At 68.4% G+C, this 16,240-nt stretch carries 12 protein-coding genes; 2 read left to right on the forward strand and 10 right to left on the reverse strand.

Annotated features, from left to right (window positions below):
• The 7 genes from EK403_RS23010 to EK403_RS07375 all read right to left on the reverse strand — a co-directional run.
• The coding region (locus EK403_RS23010) for an alanine racemase (protein WP_245479559.1) at positions 1–715 on the reverse strand (715 nt) is incomplete at its 3' end.
• Positions 712–1,902 carry an amidohydrolase/deacetylase family metallohydrolase gene (locus EK403_RS07350; RefSeq protein ID WP_245479560.1) on the reverse strand — a complete coding sequence of 397 codons (1,191 nt, stop codon included), beginning with the start codon at positions 1,900–1,902 and terminating at the stop codon, positions 712–714. The genes EK403_RS23010 and EK403_RS07350, both read right to left, overlap by 4 nt.
• Positions 1,899–2,912: an ABC transporter ATP-binding protein gene (locus tag EK403_RS07355; protein WP_128776852.1), complete on the reverse strand. Its 1,014-nt coding sequence runs from the start codon at positions 2,910–2,912 to the stop codon at positions 1,899–1,901. Before EK403_RS07355 ends, EK403_RS07350 begins: the two co-directional genes overlap by 4 nt.
• A gap of 193 nt (positions 2,913–3,105) precedes the next feature.
• A complete protein-coding gene (locus EK403_RS07360; protein ID WP_128776853.1) occupies positions 3,106–4,098 on the reverse strand; it encodes an ABC transporter ATP-binding protein in 993 nt (330 codons plus the stop codon).
• A gap of 151 nt (positions 4,099–4,249) precedes the next feature.
• Positions 4,250–5,167, reverse strand: coding sequence for an ABC transporter permease (locus EK403_RS07365; protein WP_128776854.1), 918 nt, complete (start codon positions 5,165–5,167; stop codon positions 4,250–4,252).
• Complete coding sequence (locus EK403_RS07370) at positions 5,167–6,108, reverse strand: ABC transporter permease (protein ID WP_128776855.1); 942 nt, start codon at positions 6,106–6,108, stop codon at positions 5,167–5,169. Before EK403_RS07370 ends, EK403_RS07365 begins: the two co-directional genes overlap by 1 nt.
• A gap of 187 nt (positions 6,109–6,295) precedes the next feature.
• On the reverse strand, positions 6,296–7,897 hold the full coding sequence (locus EK403_RS07375) for an ABC transporter substrate-binding protein (protein WP_128776856.1): 1,602 nt from the start codon (positions 7,895–7,897) through the stop codon (positions 6,296–6,298).
• A 273-nt stretch (positions 7,898–8,170) separates the two neighbouring features.
• Here EK403_RS07375 and EK403_RS07380 point away from each other — a divergent pair, with 273 nt between their 5' ends.
• On the forward strand, positions 8,171–9,778 hold the full coding sequence (locus EK403_RS07380) for an ABC transporter substrate-binding protein (protein WP_245479561.1): 1,608 nt from the start codon (positions 8,171–8,173) through the stop codon (positions 9,776–9,778).
• A gap of 202 nt (positions 9,779–9,980) precedes the next feature.
• The gene (locus tag EK403_RS07385; RefSeq protein WP_128776857.1) at positions 9,981–11,141 is read left to right on the forward strand and encodes a M20 aminoacylase family protein; all 1,161 of its coding nucleotides are present in this window, start codon (positions 9,981–9,983) and stop codon (positions 11,139–11,141) included.
• An 80-nt stretch (positions 11,142–11,221) separates the two neighbouring features.
• Here the strand turns inward: EK403_RS07385 and EK403_RS07390 are convergent, their stop codons facing one another.
• The 3 genes from EK403_RS07390 to EK403_RS07400 all read right to left on the reverse strand — a co-directional run bounded on the left by EK403_RS07390 (position 11,222) and on the right by EK403_RS07400 (position 16,221).
• Positions 11,222–12,151, reverse strand: coding sequence for a 2-hydroxyacid dehydrogenase (locus tag EK403_RS07390; RefSeq protein WP_128776897.1), 930 nt, complete (start codon positions 12,149–12,151; stop codon positions 11,222–11,224).
• A 328-nt stretch (positions 12,152–12,479) separates the two neighbouring features.
• Positions 12,480–14,876 (reverse strand): transketolase, encoded by a 2,397-nt coding sequence (locus EK403_RS07395; RefSeq protein WP_128776858.1) that lies wholly within the window; start codon positions 14,874–14,876, stop codon positions 12,480–12,482.
• 331 nt (positions 14,877–15,207) lie between these two features.
• Positions 15,208–16,221, reverse strand: coding sequence for an ABC transporter substrate-binding protein (locus tag EK403_RS07400; protein ID WP_128776859.1), 1,014 nt, complete (start codon positions 16,219–16,221; stop codon positions 15,208–15,210).
• Between the last annotated feature and the right edge of the window lie 19 nt (positions 16,222–16,240).

Genomic DNA, 16,240 nt, shown 5'->3' on the forward strand with positions numbered 1-16,240 from the left:
CCATCTGCATCCGGTCGTTGAAGACGTAGGTTCCAGGCCGGTGCTCGGTCGCGCCATCGAGCGCGCCGAGATGCGCGAGATTGGGCGAGCCGCCGGTCGAGACGATGCGGGGCTCGAGCCCTGCGGCCCGCAACCCCTGGCTCGTCGCGTCGAAGAAGATCTGGGTCTCGCGCCAGCGGTCGGGCGGCGGATAGAGCAGCAGGCCGGCGAAGCCGAGGCCCGGCGTTCCGGCGACGCGCTTTGCGAGTTCGACCGCCTCGCCGGGCGTTTCGACGCCCGCGCGCCTCATCCCCGTGTCGCATTCCACGACCACGTCGAGCGTCCGTCCGGCGATCGCGGCCGCCGCGCCGAGCCCGTCGACCGTTGTGGCGCTGTCGGCGGCGACCGTGACCTTCGTGGTCGTGAGCAGCCTCCCGAGCCGCCCGAGCTTCTGGGCGCCCAGCATGTTGTAGCTGATCAGGATGTCGTCGAGGCCGGCCGCCGCCATCACCTCGGCTTCGCCGAGCTTCTGGCAGGTGATCCCCTTCGCGCCGGCCGCGACCTGCAGCTTCGCGAGCTCCGGCGACTTGTGGGTCTTCACATGCGGCCGGTTCGCAAGACCCGCGGCGTCGCACATCGCCTGCACCCGGGCGATGTTGGCCTCGACGACGTCGAGGTCGACAACGACCGCAGGCGTGCCGAACTCGCGCGCGATCGTCTCCGCGAGCGGCGTCACGCGGCGGCCAGCAGCTTGCGGCCGAAGCGCGAGCCCTCCGAGGAATGGAACCACCGCCCCTTCAGCACCACGCCCTCCGACACGATCCGCTTCGCCGCCGTCATGTGTTCGCCGACCACGTCCACATAGTCGAACTCGCCCTCGCGGACGTCGAGGATCGTGGCGTCGCCGAGCGAGCCGACTTTCAGCGAGCCGTATTCCGGGCGCCTGAGCGCGAAGGCGGCGTTGACGGTGGAGAGCCGGATGACCTCGGGCAGCTCCAGCCCCAGGCACAGGAACTTCGACATCGTCGTGACCTGGTCGAAGGCCGGCCCGTCGATGCAGAGCTGGTGGACGTCGGACGAGATCGTGTCCGGCAGGAAGCCGTTGGCGAGCATCGCCCGGGCGATCTTGAACGCGAACGATCCTTTGCCGTGCCCGACGTCGAACAGCACGCCGCGCTCGCGCGCCTCCAGCACGGCGCGCTTCACCGTGCCCTGCGCGGTGCAGGGCGCATTGGGGAACGGCCGGAAGCAGTGGGTCAGCACGTCGCCGGGGCGCAGCATCGCCAGCACCTCCTCGTAGGACGGCGGCGGATGGTCGATATGCGCCATCAGCGGCATGCCGACCTCCTCGGCGACCTGCAGCGCGGCGTTCAGCGGCGCGGTCCCCTGGTCGCCCGAGGCGTGCAGGCCGACCCGGACCTTGATGCCGACGATGAGGTCGCGATTGGCGTCCGCGACCTTGGCGGCCTCGGCCGGCGCCATCAGCCGCGGATCCTCGCTCTCGCCGACCATGATGGTCTTCGAGAACCCGAAGATGCCCGCGAAGGAGACGTGGAGATAGGCGAGCACGCGGGCGTCGGCGCGTTCGATGACGTGTTTCCGAAACCCCGCCCAGTTGCCGGGCCCGGCGCTGCCGGTGTCGACCGCGGTGGTTACGCCCGATAGCCGGCAGAAGTCGTCCGGGTCGATGCCGAGCGAGGTGCCGCCCCAATAGACATGGGTATGCAGGTCGATCAGGCCGGGGGAGACGATCGCGCCCGAGACGTCGCGGATCTCGGTCTCCGAACCGGCGGGCAGGTTCGGACCGAAGCCCGACACCTTGCCGCCCGCGAAGGCGACGTCGGCGATCTGGTCGAAATTCTGGCTCGGGTCGATCACCCGTCCGCCGCGCAGGATGAGGTCGTGGGCGGTCGCGACAGTCACGCCCGCCCTCCGCTCAGCAGCGGATTTTCCGGCGCCGTCCTGTCGTTGAGGTGGCATGCGGCCTCGTGGCCGCGCTCGACCTCCTTGAGCCGCGGCTCCTCGGTCCGGCAGCGGTCGAAGACGTAGGGGCAGCGGGTGTGGAAGCGGCAGCCACTGGGCGGATTGATCGGGCTCGGCACGTCGCCCTTCAGCATGATGCGGTCGCGCTTCGCCAGCGGATCAGGCTTCGGAACGGCGGAGAGCAGCGCCTCGGTGTAGGGGTGGCGCGGACGGGCGAAGATCTGCCGCTTGGTTCCGATCTCAGCGATCTTGCCGAGATACATGACCGCCACCCGATGCGTCATGTGCTCGACGATCGCCAGATCGTGGCTGATGAACAGCAGCGCGAGGCCGAGCTCCTGCTGGAGCTCCTGCAGCAGGTTGACGATCTGCGCCTTGACCGAGACGTCGAGCGCCGAGACCGCCTCGTCGCAGACGATCAAATCGGGCTCCGCCGCGAGCGCTCGCGCGATGCCTATGCGCTGCCGCTGGCCGCCAGAGAACTCATGCGGCCAGCGCCCGAGCGCCTCGCGCGGCAGGCCCACCTTGTCCATCAGCATGTTGAGCTTGCGGGAAAGCTCCGCCTTGTCCTTGGCGAGGCCGAAATTGTTGATCGGCTCGGCGAGCGCGTCGCGCACGCGGATGCGCGGATTGAGGCTCGAGAACGGGTCCTGGAACACGACCTGCACCCGGCGCCGGATCGGCCGCAGCACGCCGGACGACATGTCGTCGATGCGCCTGCCGGCCAGCACCACCTGACCGCCGGTGGGCTTCAGCAGCCGCAGGATCGCGCGGCCGACCGTCGATTTGCCGCAGCCGCTCTCGCCCACGAGCGACAGCGTCTCCCCGCGCTCGACGCGGAACGACAGGCCGTCGACCGCGTAGACGAACTTGTGGAGCTTGCCGAACAGGCCGCCGCCGATCGGGAAGTGCATCTTGAGGTCGTTGACCTCGAGGAGAGGCGCGGTCATGCGGCGCTCCTGGCTCGGGGAGAACGACTGCGTGCTTCGAGACGCCCGCGAAGATGCGGGCTCCTCGGCATGAGGAGCGCAGAGGACGCCATCGGAGAGTTCCGCGCGAAATCGCTCGAACGGTCCTCATGCTGAGGAGCCGGCCGCAGGCCGGCGTCTCGAAGCACGCAGCACCGAGCCGGTGGAAGTCTAATCACGCCGCCGCCTCCTGCTCCCGCGGGGAGAAATGGCAGGCCGCGACGTGGCGCGGGGCCTTTTCCTCCAGAGCCGGCGCGAATTCGCGGCAGACGTCCTCGGCCTCCGGGCAGCGGCCCGCGAACACGCAGCCCTCGATCTTCGTCTTGAGGCTCGGCACGATGCCGGGGATCTCGGCGAGCTTCTCCGTCTTCCCCTCCAGCGAGGAGCCAAGCTTCGGCACCGCCCCCAGCAGCCCGCGCGTATAAGGGTGGCGGGGCTTGGCGAACAGGTCGCGGACCGGCGCCTCCTCCACCTTTCGGCCGGCGTACATCACCACGACCCGGTCAGCGACCTCCGCCACCACGCCGAGATCATGGGTGATGATCAGGATCGCGGCGCCGACGCGGTCCTTGAGGTCGCGCATCAGGTCGAGGATCTGCGCCTGGATGGTGACGTCGAGCGCGGTGGTGGGCTCGTCTGCGATCAGCAGCTTCGGCGAACAGGCGAGCGCCATCGCGATCATCACGCGCTGCCGCATGCCGCCGGAGAGCTGGTGCGGATACTCGCCGGCCCGCCGCTTCGGTTCGGGGATGCCGACCAGTTGCAGCATCTCGACCGCCTTGTCCTCGGCCTGTCCCCGGTCGAGCCCCTGATGCAGGCGAAGGCTCTCGCCGATCTGCCGGCCGACCTTGAGCACCGGGTTGAGGCTCGTCATCGGCTCCTGGAAGATCATCGAGATGTCGTCGCCGCGGATCTTCTTCATCTCCTTCTCGGAGAGCTTGAGGAGGTCGCGGCCCTCGAAACGGATTTCGCCGGCGCTCTTGCCCGGCGGCTCGGCGATCAGGCGCATGATCGACATCGCGGTGACGGACTTGCCGCAGCCGGACTCCCCCACGACCGCGAGCGTCTCGCCCTTCTCGATCGAGAACGAGACGCCGTCGACGGCTCGGTTGACGCCGTCGGGCGTGCGAAAATGGGTCTGCAAACGATCGACTTCGAGCAACGCCATCAGAACGCAAGCCTTTCCGAACGGACCTCCGTCATGCCCGGCGAAGCCGGGTATCCACGACTTCCTGGCCGCTGAGCCTCACGTCCAAGGCGTGGATACCCGCGCGAAGGCGCGGGCATGACGCGGCGGCGGTTCGAGTGTGAACTCACCCTCACAAGCTCTTCGCCATTCTCGGGTCGAGCGCGTCACGCAGGCCGTCGCCGAGCAGGTTCACGGCGAGCACGGTGAGCGACAGGAAGATCGCGGGGAAGAACACGATGGTGGGCTTCACCTGCCAGAGCGCCCGCCCCTCGGCCATGATGTTGCCCCAGGACGGCGTGATGGGCGGCACGCCGGCGCCGATGAAGGACAGGATCGCCTCCACGATCATCGCGGACGCGCAGATATAGGTCGCCTGCACGGTCATCGGCGCGATCGTGTTGGGCAGGATGTGGCGGATCACGATCATCGGCGTCGGCGTGCCGGCCGCGACCGCGGCGTCGACGTAAGGCTGCTCGCGCAGCGACAGCACGACGCCGCGCACGAGACGCGCGACGCGCGGGATCTCGGCGACCGTGATGGCGATCACGACGTTCTGCAGCGAGCCGCGGGTCAGCGCCATCAGCGCGACCGCGAGCAGGATCGGCGGGATCGACATCAGCCCGTCGATCAGCCGCATCACGATCCCGTCGACCCAGCGCACCATTCCTGAGACCAGCCCGATCGCGAGCCCGATCAGCGAGGCCAGCGCGGCCACCGAGAAGCCGACGATCAGCGATACGCGAGCCCCGTACAGGACACGCGAATAGAGGTCGCGGCCGAGCATGTCGGTGCCGAACCAGGCCTCGGCGGAAGGCGGCCGGAGGCGCTTCGAGGTCGCGAGCACGCCTGGATCGACCGTGCCGAGAAACGGCGCGAACACCGCGACGAAGACCATGGCGATGAGCAGCCCGCCGCCGAAGGCGACCGCCGGTCGCCGGCGCACGAAGCCCAGAAACCCCTTGAGCGGCTTGCGGGCAGGGATGACGTCCGGCAGATCGCCGGCGATCGCGAGGCCCGGCGGCGGCGCGAGGCGTGCGGCTTCGGCCATCAGTAGCGGATCCTCGGATCGACGAAGGTGTAGACGAGGTCGACCCCGAGATTGACCAGCACGTAGACGAAGCTGAACAGCAGCACGACGCCCTGGATCACGGGGTAGTCGCGCCTGAGGATCGCGTCGACGATGAGCCGACCGAGGCCGGGGATGGCGAACACGCTCTCGGTCACCACGGCGCCGCCGATCAGCAGCGCGACGCCGATGCCGATGACGGTGACGATCGGCACCGCGGCGTTCTTTAGGCCGTGGACGAACAGGATCTGGCGCTGGCCCACGCCCTTGGCCTTGGCGGTGCGGATGTAGTCCTGGCTCAAGACGTCGAGCATCGCGGCGCGGGTGATGCGCGCGATCAGCGCGATGTAGACCAGCGCCAGCGTGACCGAGGGCAGGATCAGGCTGTGCAGCCACGGGCCGACGCCGCGCGCGATCGGGACATAGCCCTGCACCGGGAACCAGCCGAGCTTGAGCGCGAACAGATAGGCGATCAGGTATCCGACCACGAAGACCGGGGTCGAGAAGCCGAACACCGCGAAGCCCATCGCCGAGCGGTCGATCCAGGTGTCGGCCTTCCAGGCCGCGACCACGCCCATGGGCACCGCGACGCCGACCGCGATGATCAGGGTCACGATCATCAGCGACAGCGTCGGCTCGACGCGCTGCGCGATCATGGTGGTGACCGGCAGGTTGGTGAAGATCGAGACGCCGAGATCGCCGCGCAGGATCTGCAGCAGCCATTCGAAGAAGCGCACCAGATAGGGCCGGTCGAGCCCCAGTCCCTGCCGGATGCGCTCGACGTCCTCGGGCGAGGCCTGGTCGCCCGCGATCACCGCCGCCGGATCGCCCGGCGCGATGTAGAGCAGGCTGAACACGAACAGCGCCACGACACCCATCACGGGAATCGTGGACAGCACGCGACGGAACACGATGGAGGTCATGGGCGCGCGCCTCCCAAATACGCTGGGATAGAAGGGGTGCGTGCTTCGAGACGCATGCCTGCGGCACGCTCCTCAGCATGAGGACGGTAAGAGGATGCCAGAGCGCCGAACCTCCTCATGCTGAGGAGCGACGGCGATGAGCCGTCGCGTCTCGAAGCACGCAGGCCGCCCATGCAGCCATTCCCGCTCACGCCTCCTTGGTCACGTCCCAGAAGAAGGGCAGCGGGCCCTTGCGCACGCCGGTCACGTTCTTGCGCCAGGCCTGGTAGCTGAGGAAGAAGCCCGTCACGCCATAGACCACGTCATCGACCGCGGCCGCGTTGGTCTTGGCGAGCGCGGCCTTCTCGGCCTCGAGGTCGGCGGCCTCGAACCAGGCCGTGATGCCCTCCTCGGTCTTCGGGCTCGAGGGCCAGCCGAACCAGGCCTTCTCGCCGTTCGCGCGGAGAGCGTTGTAGCCTGCGGGCGACAGACAGTCGGCGCCGGCGTGCCAAGTGTGGAACATGTTCCAGCCGCCTTCCTTCGGCGGCTTTTTCGATGCGCGGCGGGCCCCGACCGTGCCCCAGTCGGTCGCGACGAAATCGACGGTCATGCCCATGCGGCGCAGCAGGTCGGCCGTGACGTCGCCCTGCGCCTTGGTGATCGGCTGGTCCTGCGCCACCACGCAGCTCACCGGCGTGCCGTCATAGCCCGCCTTCTCGAGCAGCTTCTTGGCGGCGTCGAGGTTCTTCATCTTCAGGATGTCGCCGCCCTGCTCGGTGTAGAACTGGGTGCCGGGCGTGAAGAAGCCGGGCATCGGCTTCCACAGCGCGTCGTCGGAGCCGACGATCGCGCGCATATAGTCTTCCTGGTTCATGGCCGTGAGCACGGCCTTGCGCACCTCGACCTTGTCGAAGGGCGGGAACAGGTGGTTCATCCGGAACGCGCCGACATTGCCGAGCGGGTCGGCGATGTCGACCGCGACGTCCGCCGCGCCCTGCAGCACCGGCACGAGGTCCGAGATCGGGTTCTCCCACCAGTCGATCTCGCCGTTCTGGAGCGCCGCGAGCGCGGTCGCCGGGTCCGGCATGATCACCCACTCGATGCGGTCGAGCATCATGCGCTTGGAGCCCGCGAGCCAGGAGGACGGCTCCTCGCGGGACTTGTAGTCGCCGAACTTCTCGAACACCGCGATCGCGCCCGGCACCCATTCCTTGGCCATGAACTTCATGGGGCCGGAGCCGACATATTCCTTGATCTGCGTGAACGGGTCGGTCTTGGCGATGCGCTCGGGCATGACGAAGGAGCACGGCGCGTTGTTCTTGCCGAGCGCCAGCAGCATCTTCGGATAGGGCTTCTTGAGCGACCAACGGAACGTCAGGTCGTCGACCGCCACGATCTCGTTCTGGACGCCGCGGATCATCAGGCCCATCGGGTCGCGGGCCGACCAGCGCACCATGCTGGCGACCGCGTCCTTGGCGGTGACCGGCTCGCCGTCGTGAAACTTCATCCCCGAGCGCAGCTTGAAGGTCCAGACCAGCCCGTCGTCCGACACCTCCTCGGATTCGATCATCTGGCGCTGCGGCTGGAGCTTCTCGTCGACGCCGTAGAGCGTGTCCCACACGAGCGCGGCGGCGTTGCGCACGACGTACTGGGTTCCCCAGATCGGGTCGAAATTCGCGAGATTGGCCTGGGGCACGAACTTCAGGGTCTTCTTCGCCGCGCCCTGGGCGATGGCCGGGGCCGCCAGGCCGCCGGACGCGCCGATCAATCCGGCCCCGAGCGACGCCTGAAGAAACGTTCGACGATCCATGAACCAATCTCCTCGAGCCTTCGGAAAAAGGCCTTCAACCTGGCGCCCCATACGCCAAAGGTCGAAGCTGCAGAGATCGTGCCAGCCGGTTCGGCCGACGGGTCGTCACGGGGCGACCCCTGTCCCATTCTGGGGTAAGAATGGGACAGTGACCAATCGATGACCAGCGGCGCCCCGCATTTATGCGTGATCGGTCGCTGGGCAGGCCCATTCCGTGGGCTACTTTCGTCTCATCCGCGGCGTCGCGCGCCGCCTTGATCGGGAGAAAGCGAAATGGCGGCGCCGATCCTCAAACTCATGTCGAGCCGGACGGGACGCGGGCTCGCGGCCCTGCTCCTGAGCGTCGTCGCGGCGAGCGCGGCGCAGGCCCAGACCACCATCAAGGCCGTGATGCACTCGGCCATCGCGATCCTCGACCCGATCATCACGACGGCGCATATCAGCCGCAACCATGGCTACATGGTCTACGACACGCTGCTGTCGATGAACTCGAAATACGAGCCGAAGCCGCAGATGGCGGAGTTCGCCGTTTCCGACGACAAGCTCACTTACACCTTTACGCTCCGCGAAGGCCTCAAATGGCATGACGGCCAGCCGGTCACGTCGGAAGACTGCGTCGCCTCGCTGAAGCGCTGGGCGGCGCGCGACGCCGGCGGGCAGATGATGATGGATCAGGTCGAGAGCCTGACGGCGACCGACCCGAAGACCATCACGGTCAAGCTCAAGTCCCCCTTCCCCTTCGTGCTCGACCTCTTGGCCAAGCCCTCATCGCTGGTCGCCTTCATGATGCCGAAGCGGCTGGCCGAGACGCCGCCGACCGAACAGATCAAGCAGCAGATCGGCTCCGGCCCATTCCGCTTCGTGGCCTCGGAGTACCGGGCGGGCGACCGCGTCGTCTATGAGAAGTTCAAGGACTACCGGCCGCGCTCCGAACCGGCCGACTGGCTCTCGGGCGGCAAGGTCGCGAAGGTCGACCGCGTCGAATGGATCAACATGCCGGACCAGCAGACCGCGGTGAACGCGCTGATGACCGGCGAGATCGACTATTACGAGCAGGTGCCGTTCGACCTGTTGCCGATCGTCCAGGGCGCGCCCGACGACGTCACGGTCGGGGCCTTCAACACGCTCGGCTACCAGACCATGGGGCGGATGAACTTCCTCTATCCGCCCTTCGACGACGTCCGCGTCCGCCGCGCCGCGCTCTACGCCCTCAACCAGGAGAACGTGCTGCAGGCGATGATCGGCAATCCCGATTACTTCAAGACCTGCCCATCCTTCTACGGCTGCGGCACGCCGCTCTCGACCGATGTCGGCGAGGGCGCGGCGACGATCGGCAAGGGCGGCGACGTCGAGAAGGCCAAGGCGCTGCTCAAGGAGGCGGGCTATGACGGCAAGCCGATCGTCATCATGCATCCGACCGACACGCCCTCGACCTCGACCCAGCCGGTGGTCGCGACCGAGCTGCTGAGGGCGGCGGGCTTCAAGGTCGACCTCCAGCCGATGGACTGGCAGACGCTGGTCGCGCGCCGCGCGAGCCAGAAGCCGATCGCTGAGGGCGGCTGGAACATGTTCTTCACCAACTGGGTGATCCCGGAGGTGTGGAACCCGGTCGTCAATCCCATGATCAACGGCCGCGGCAAGAAGGGCTTCTTCGGCTGGCCGGACGACCCGAAGCTCGAGGCGCTGAGGGCCGCGTTCGCCAAGGCCGAGACCGAGGAGAAGCGCAAGGAGATCGCGACCGCCATCCAGGCGCACGCCTATGCCGAGGTGACCTATGTGCCGCTCGGCCAGTATGTTTGGCCCGGCGCCTGGCGGTCGCAGCTCAGCGGCATCGTGCAGGCCCCCGTGCCTGTGTTCTGGAACATCGAGAAGAAGAGCTGACGCGCGCCTTGCGCTCCGACCGTCATGCCCGGACTTGATCCGGGCACCCATCGGAGGGAACTCGGATGTTTCCGTGTCCCCCACCAAAGAGACGAAGTCGGAAACATCCGACTTCGCAGGCGCGTCCGCGCCCGATGGATCGCCGGGTCAGGCCCGGCGATGACGCGCGGTGGAATCAGCAAATGAAGCTGGAGACCTGCCCATGCCCGCCATCCCCGAAATCCTCGCCTTCGCGGACGAGCTCACCGAGCTTCGCCGCGACCTGCACGCCCATCCGGAGATCGGTTTCGAGGAGACCCGCACCTCCGGCGTCGTCGCCGAAAAGCTCGCCTCCTGGGGCGTCGAGGTGCATCGCGGCCTGGGCAAGACCGGCGTCGTCGGCGTGCTGAAGGGCGAGGGCGGGCCGGGCCGGCGCATCGGGCTGCGGGCCGACATGGACGCGCTGCCGATCGTCGAGACCACCAACCTGCCCTGGCGCTCGAAGAACTCGGGGGTGTCGCACGCTTGCGGCCATGACGGGCACACCACCATGCTGCTTGGCGCCGCCCGTTATCTGGCGGAGAAGCGCGACTTTCCGGGCACCGCCGTTTTCGTGTTCCAGCCGGCTGAGGAAGGACTCGGCGGCGCGCGGGCGATGATCGCCGACGGCCTGTTCGACAAATTCCCCGTCGACGAGATCTACGGCCTCCACAACGACCCCTATCTCGAGCCCGGTCAGATCTCGGTGTTCCCCGGCCCCGCCATGGCGGCGGCGGACTTCTTCGACATCCATCTGAGGGGCAAGGGCAGCCACGCGGCGATGCCGCAGCTGTCTCGCGATCCGGTGGTCGCGGCCTCGGCGCTGGTGCAGGCCGTGCAGTCGATCGTCGGGCGCAACGCCAATCCGTTCGAGGCGCTGGTGATCTCGATCACCCAGCTCCACGCCGGCACGGCCTACAACGTCATCCCCGAGGAGGCGACGCTGACCGGCACGATCCGCGCCTTCAAGCCCGAGATGATGGAGCTCGCCCGCAGGCGTCTGACGGCGGTCTGCGACGGCGTCGCCGCGGCCTATGACGTCGAGATCGAGCTCGACCTGCGCTCGGTGTTCGACGTGCTGATCAACCACGAGGCCGAGACCGCGGCCGTCGCCGAAGTCGCGCGCGGCATCGTGGGCGACGAGCAGGTCCTCACTCATCCGCGGCCGATGATGGGCTCGGAGGACTTCGCCGACATGCTGTTCAAGGCGCCGGGCTGCTACGTCCGCGTCGGGCATTCCGGCGATCTGCCGCTGCACAATCCGGGCTTCGTGCTCGACGACGCCATCCTGCCGGTCGGCGCGAGCCTGCTCGCCCGCATCGTGGAGCGGCGGCTGGCGGCGTAATCGGGTCGAGACAGGGCGACACGGCGCCATAAACCTGGGCGCTGGCGTCGTGCGCGTTTCAAGACGCCCATGCCGGGCGTCTAAGCAGCGGGGCGCGGCCAGGGGGTCTCGGCGACCGGCGTCACCGGGCCCTTGCCGGCGAACCAAGACGTCAGGTTCTCGACGCCGAGCGCGGCCATTCGTCCGCGGGTGTGGTGGGTGCCCGAGCCGATATGCGGGCAGAGCACGACATTGTCGAAGGCGAGCAGCTCCGGCGAGGGCCGCGGCTCGCGCTCGAACACGTCGAGGCCCGCGGCGGCGATCTCGCCTGCGGCGAGCGCCTTCACCAGCGCCGCCTCGTCGACCACGGAGCCGCGCGCGACGTTGATGAGGACGCCGTTCGGCCCAAGGGCCGACAGCACGGCGGCGTCGATCATCCCCTTGGTCGCAGGTCCGCCGGGCACGATCGCGATCAGCACGTCGACGGAAGCGGCGAGCTCGACCACGGTTGGGTGGTAGGCGTAGGCCAGCCCCTCGACCTTGCGCCGCGAATGATAGGCGATCGGCCGGCCGAAGGCCTCGAGCCGGCGGGCGATGGCCTGACCTATCTGACCCATGCCGACGATCCCGATCGTCCGGTCGCGCAGCGACGCGCTCAGGCGGAACGGCCCGTCCGGCCAGTTGCCGGCGCGCACATAGGCGTCCGATTGCGGAATCTCGCGGATCGTAGCGAGCAGCAGACCGATGGTGAAATCCGCGACCTCGTCGTTCAGCACCTCGGGCGTGTTGGTGACCATGATCCCGCGCCGCGCCGCCGTCGGGGCGTCGACCGCGTCGTAGCCGACGCCGAGATTGGCGATGATCTCGAGCGCCGGCAGCCGCTCGATCAGCGCGCCCGGCACCGCCTCGCCGCCGCGCGTCATGATCCCGCGGATGCGCGGCGCGTTGGCCGCGAGGATGTCCTCCAGCGGTTCGAGGCGCGCGCTCAGGACCTCGAATCGGTCCTTCAGCAGGTCGTCGGCGGTCGGCATCGTCCGGCCGATCGACAGGATGGCGACGCGGTCGGAGGCGGGCTGCGGTTCGCTGGATGACACGGCGCTTCGACTTTCGCTGGATGGCGGACGCCGGTGCTTAGCGCCGGAGACGGATGGACGCTACCCGGGACGACGGCTCTGCGTGCTTCGAGACGCATGCCTTGCGGCATGCTCCTCAGCATGAGGGGCGTGGGAGGATGCCGGAATTGAAACGCTCCTCATGCTGAGGAGCCGTCCTCCAGGACGGCGTCTCGAAGCACGCAGCACGTCGCCGCCAGGCTCACCAACGCACCGGCCCGTCAGCTCGCCGGTACGGGCCAAATGCTCAGACGCTCCCCACGCGCCTGTGGCGGATCGGGCGGCCCGGCGCGAGCTGCTCAGCCGCCGCGACGATGCCCTCGGCGTCGATCCGGAAATGGCGGTAGAGGTCGCGCGAGGAGCCGGTCTGGCCGAAGCGCTCGACGCCGAGCGCCCGGGTCTGATGACCGTTGACGGAGCCCAGCCAGCCGAGCGTCGCCGGGTGGCCGTCCAGCACGGTGACGAGCCGGCAGCCTGCGGGAACGTCGTCGAACAGCCGCTCGACATGCGACCGGGCCGCCGAATAACCCTTCTCCCGCGCCCGCGCGGCCTCGGTCCAGCCGGCCATCAGCCGGTCTGCGGAGGTCACCGCTAGCAGGCCGACGTCGCGCCGGTCCTCGGCCATCATGCCGACCGCGGCGATCGCCTCCGGCGCGATGACGCCCGAATAGGCCACGACGATCTCGGCGTTCGGCCCCGGCCGGCGCATCCAGTAGCCGCCGTCGACGATGTCGCGCGCCGTGTCGTCGCCGATCGTGCGCGACGGCTGGTCGACCGCGAGCGTCGAAAGCCGGAGATAGACCGATCCGCCGGTCTCGTCGCGCAGCAGGCCGGGCGCGTCAGGCTCGGTTTCTCCCGAGCGCTGCACATAGTCGAAGGCCCAGCGCATCAGCACCGCGAGTTCGTCCACAAAGGCCGGCTCGAAGCTCGCGAGCCCGTCCTGCGACAGGCCGATCAGCGGCGTCTTGAGCGACTGGTGCGCGCCGCCCTCCGGCGCGAGCGTGACGCCCGAAGGCGTCGCGGCCAGGATGAAGCGGGCGTCCTGGTAGCAGGCGTAGTTCAGCGCATCGAGGCCGCGCTCGATGAACGGATCGTAGAGCGTGCCGACCGGGATCAGCCGCTCGCCGAACAGCGAATGCGACAGGCCGAGCGCGGAAAGCATCAGGAACAGGTTCATCTCTGCGATGCCGAGTTCGACGTGCTGGCCCTTGGGCGAGGCAGACCAGTCGAAGGTCGAGGGGATGCGCTGCGCCTTGAAGGCGTCGGCCAGCGCCTCGCGGGCGTAGACGCCGCGCCGGTTCACCCAGGCGCCGAGATTGGTCGAGACGGTGACGTCCGGCGAGGTCGTGACGACGCAGCGGGCGAGTTCGCTGTCGCCTTTCGCCAGGTCGTGCATCAGCAGCCCGAACCCCTGCTGGGTCGACATTTTGGGCTGGGCGGGGGCGGACAGCGCCGGAACCTCCGTCGCGGAAGACCGGAAGCGCCGGGGGCCGCCTTGCCCGAACGGCGCCTCGGCGAGGAAGGCGCGCAGATCCGTCTCGGGAAGCGCGAGACCCTCGAACGGGTCCCATTCGTGGCCCTCGCGGATGTTCATCGCCTTGCGCAGGACGTCGGTCTGCGCCGGCGTCATCAGCCCGGCATGATTGTCCTTGTGGCCCGCGAGCGGCAGCCCGAAGCCCTTGATCGTGTACGCGATGAAGCAGGTCGGCCGATCATGGGCTCGGGCCTGCTCGAAGGCGTCCAGGATCGACGCCATGTCGTGGCCGCCGAGATTGGACATGAGCTCCGCGAGCTCGGCGTCGCTGCGGCGCCCGATCAGCGCCGAGACGTCGCCCTGGTCGCCGAGGTCGTCGGTCAGGCGCTTCCGCCAGGCCGCGCCGCCCTGGAAGGTGAGCGCCGCATAGTCCTGGTTCGGGCAGGCGTCGATCCAGTCGCGAAGACGCTCGCCGCCGGGCTCCGCGAAAGCCGCGGTCTGGAGCGCGCCGTGCTTCAGGATGACGACGTCCCAGCCGAAATTCCGGAACATCGCCTCGAACTTCGACCACAGGCCCTCGCGCACCACCGCGTCGAGGCTCTGGCGGTTGTAGTCGACGATCCACCAGGTGTTGCGGACGCCGTGCTTCCAGCCTTCGAGCAGCGCCTCGAAGATGTTGCCCTCGTCCATCTCGGCGTCGCCGAGCAGCGCGACCATGCGGCCTTCGGGCAGACCCCGCGCCATTCCCTTGTCGCGCAGATAGTCCTGCGTCAGCGCGGCGAACAAAGTCTGGGCGACGCCCAAGCCCACCGACCCCGTCGAGAAGTCGACGTCGTCCTTGTCCTTGGTGCGCGACGGGTAGGATTGCGCGCCGCCGAAGGCCCGGAAGGTCTCGAGTTTCTCGCGCGACTGGCGGCCGAACAGATACTGGATCGCGTGGAAGATCGGGCTCGCGTGCGGCTTCACCGCGACCCGGTCCTCGGGACGCAGCACCGAGAAATAGAGCGCGGTCATGACGGTGGCGAGCGAGGCCGAGGAGGCCTGGTGGCCGCCGACCTTCAGCCCGTCCGGGCTGTCGCGCAGGTGGTTCGCGTTGTGGATCGTCCAGGTCGCGAGCCACAGCACCTTGCGCTCGAGTTCGGTCAGGGCGGCGAGGCGGCGGTCGGCCATGGGGCGATCCTGAGCGGTGGCGGCGGGCGGGTTTCGAGACCTCCGGAGGCTAGCAGACAGGGCGAAGCGAAAGGCGCCAAAGCGGAGGGACGATAGCTGCCGGTTTGGAACATTCATCCACTTTGTCAGCCGATCCTGGAATAAATCCACACAACAGTGACGCCGATCGGAACGAAGCCCGCCTCGGCGCCGCCCTCATGTCCCGGCCTTGAGCCGGGACCCATTTATCGCACGCGGGCGCCGTATCGCGCGACAAGCGCAAAGCCTCTTCATACGCCCCACCGAGCCGAATGGGTCCCGGCTCAAGGCCGGGACATCGGCGCGGCGCTCCTCACTTCACCGACGCGTTCTTCAGGAAACTGCCGTCGAACGTCTTGGCGAGGTCGATCGAGCCGGCGTCGAGTTGCGGGTCCGTGGCGGTCAGCAGGTCGAGCATCGACTTCATCGAGGCGGGGTCGATGGTCCCGTCCGGCGAATAGGTGTCGCGCGAGGCCGCGAGCGCCTTGAGGTAGAGCGCCTTGTCGCCGAGCCAGTACGGCTCGGGCACGGCGTCCGCGACCTGCTCGGGCGTCGCGCTTTGCAGCCATTTCAGCGTCTTGGCGAAGGCGTTGACCAAGGCCTGCACAGTCTTGGGGTTGGCGTCGATGAATTCCTTCTTGAGGTAGAGCACCGCGGCCGGGTTGCTGGCCCCGAACGTGTCCATCGTGCCCTTGGTGGTGCGGGTGTCGACCAGCACCTTGATGGCGTCGAGCGATTCGAGCTTGGTGATGACCGGCTCGAGATGCGAGATCGCGTCGATCTCGCCCTTCTGCATCGCCGCGACCGCCGAGGCGCCGCCCCCCACCCCGATGAAGGAGGCGGACTTCGGGTCGAGCCCGGCCTTGGTCATCAGGTACTGGGCGAGGATGAAGGTAGAGGAGCCGGGCGCGGTGACGCCGATCTTGGCGCCCTTCAGGTCCGCGACCGACTTGATCGCGTCCGCCTTGTCCTTGCGGACCGCGAGCACGACGCCCGGATAGCGGCCGAGGTCGATCACCGCGCGGACGTCCTGTCCCTTGGCCTGCATGCGGATCGTGTGCTCATAGGCGCCGGTGACGGCGTCCACCGAGCCGCCGACCAGCGCCTGCAGGGACTTGGCGCCGCCGCCGAAATCCTGGACCTCGACGGTCAGCCCCTGCTCCTTGAAGTGGCCGAGCCGCTCCGCGAGCGTCAGCGGCAGGTAGTAGAGCAGCGGCTTTTCGCCCCCGCCGAGCGTAATCGACGGCTTCTCCAGCCCCTGCGCGGAGACGGCGGCGGTCGCGGCGAGCAGCATCGCGCCGGCGGCCAGAAGCTTGCGGACGATCATGGCGGTTCCTCGCTTGGTT

It is taken from the genome of Hansschlegelia zhihuaiae, assembly GCF_004103825.1.
GTDB lineage: Bacteria > Pseudomonadota > Alphaproteobacteria > Rhizobiales > Methylopilaceae > Methylopila > Methylopila zhihuaiae.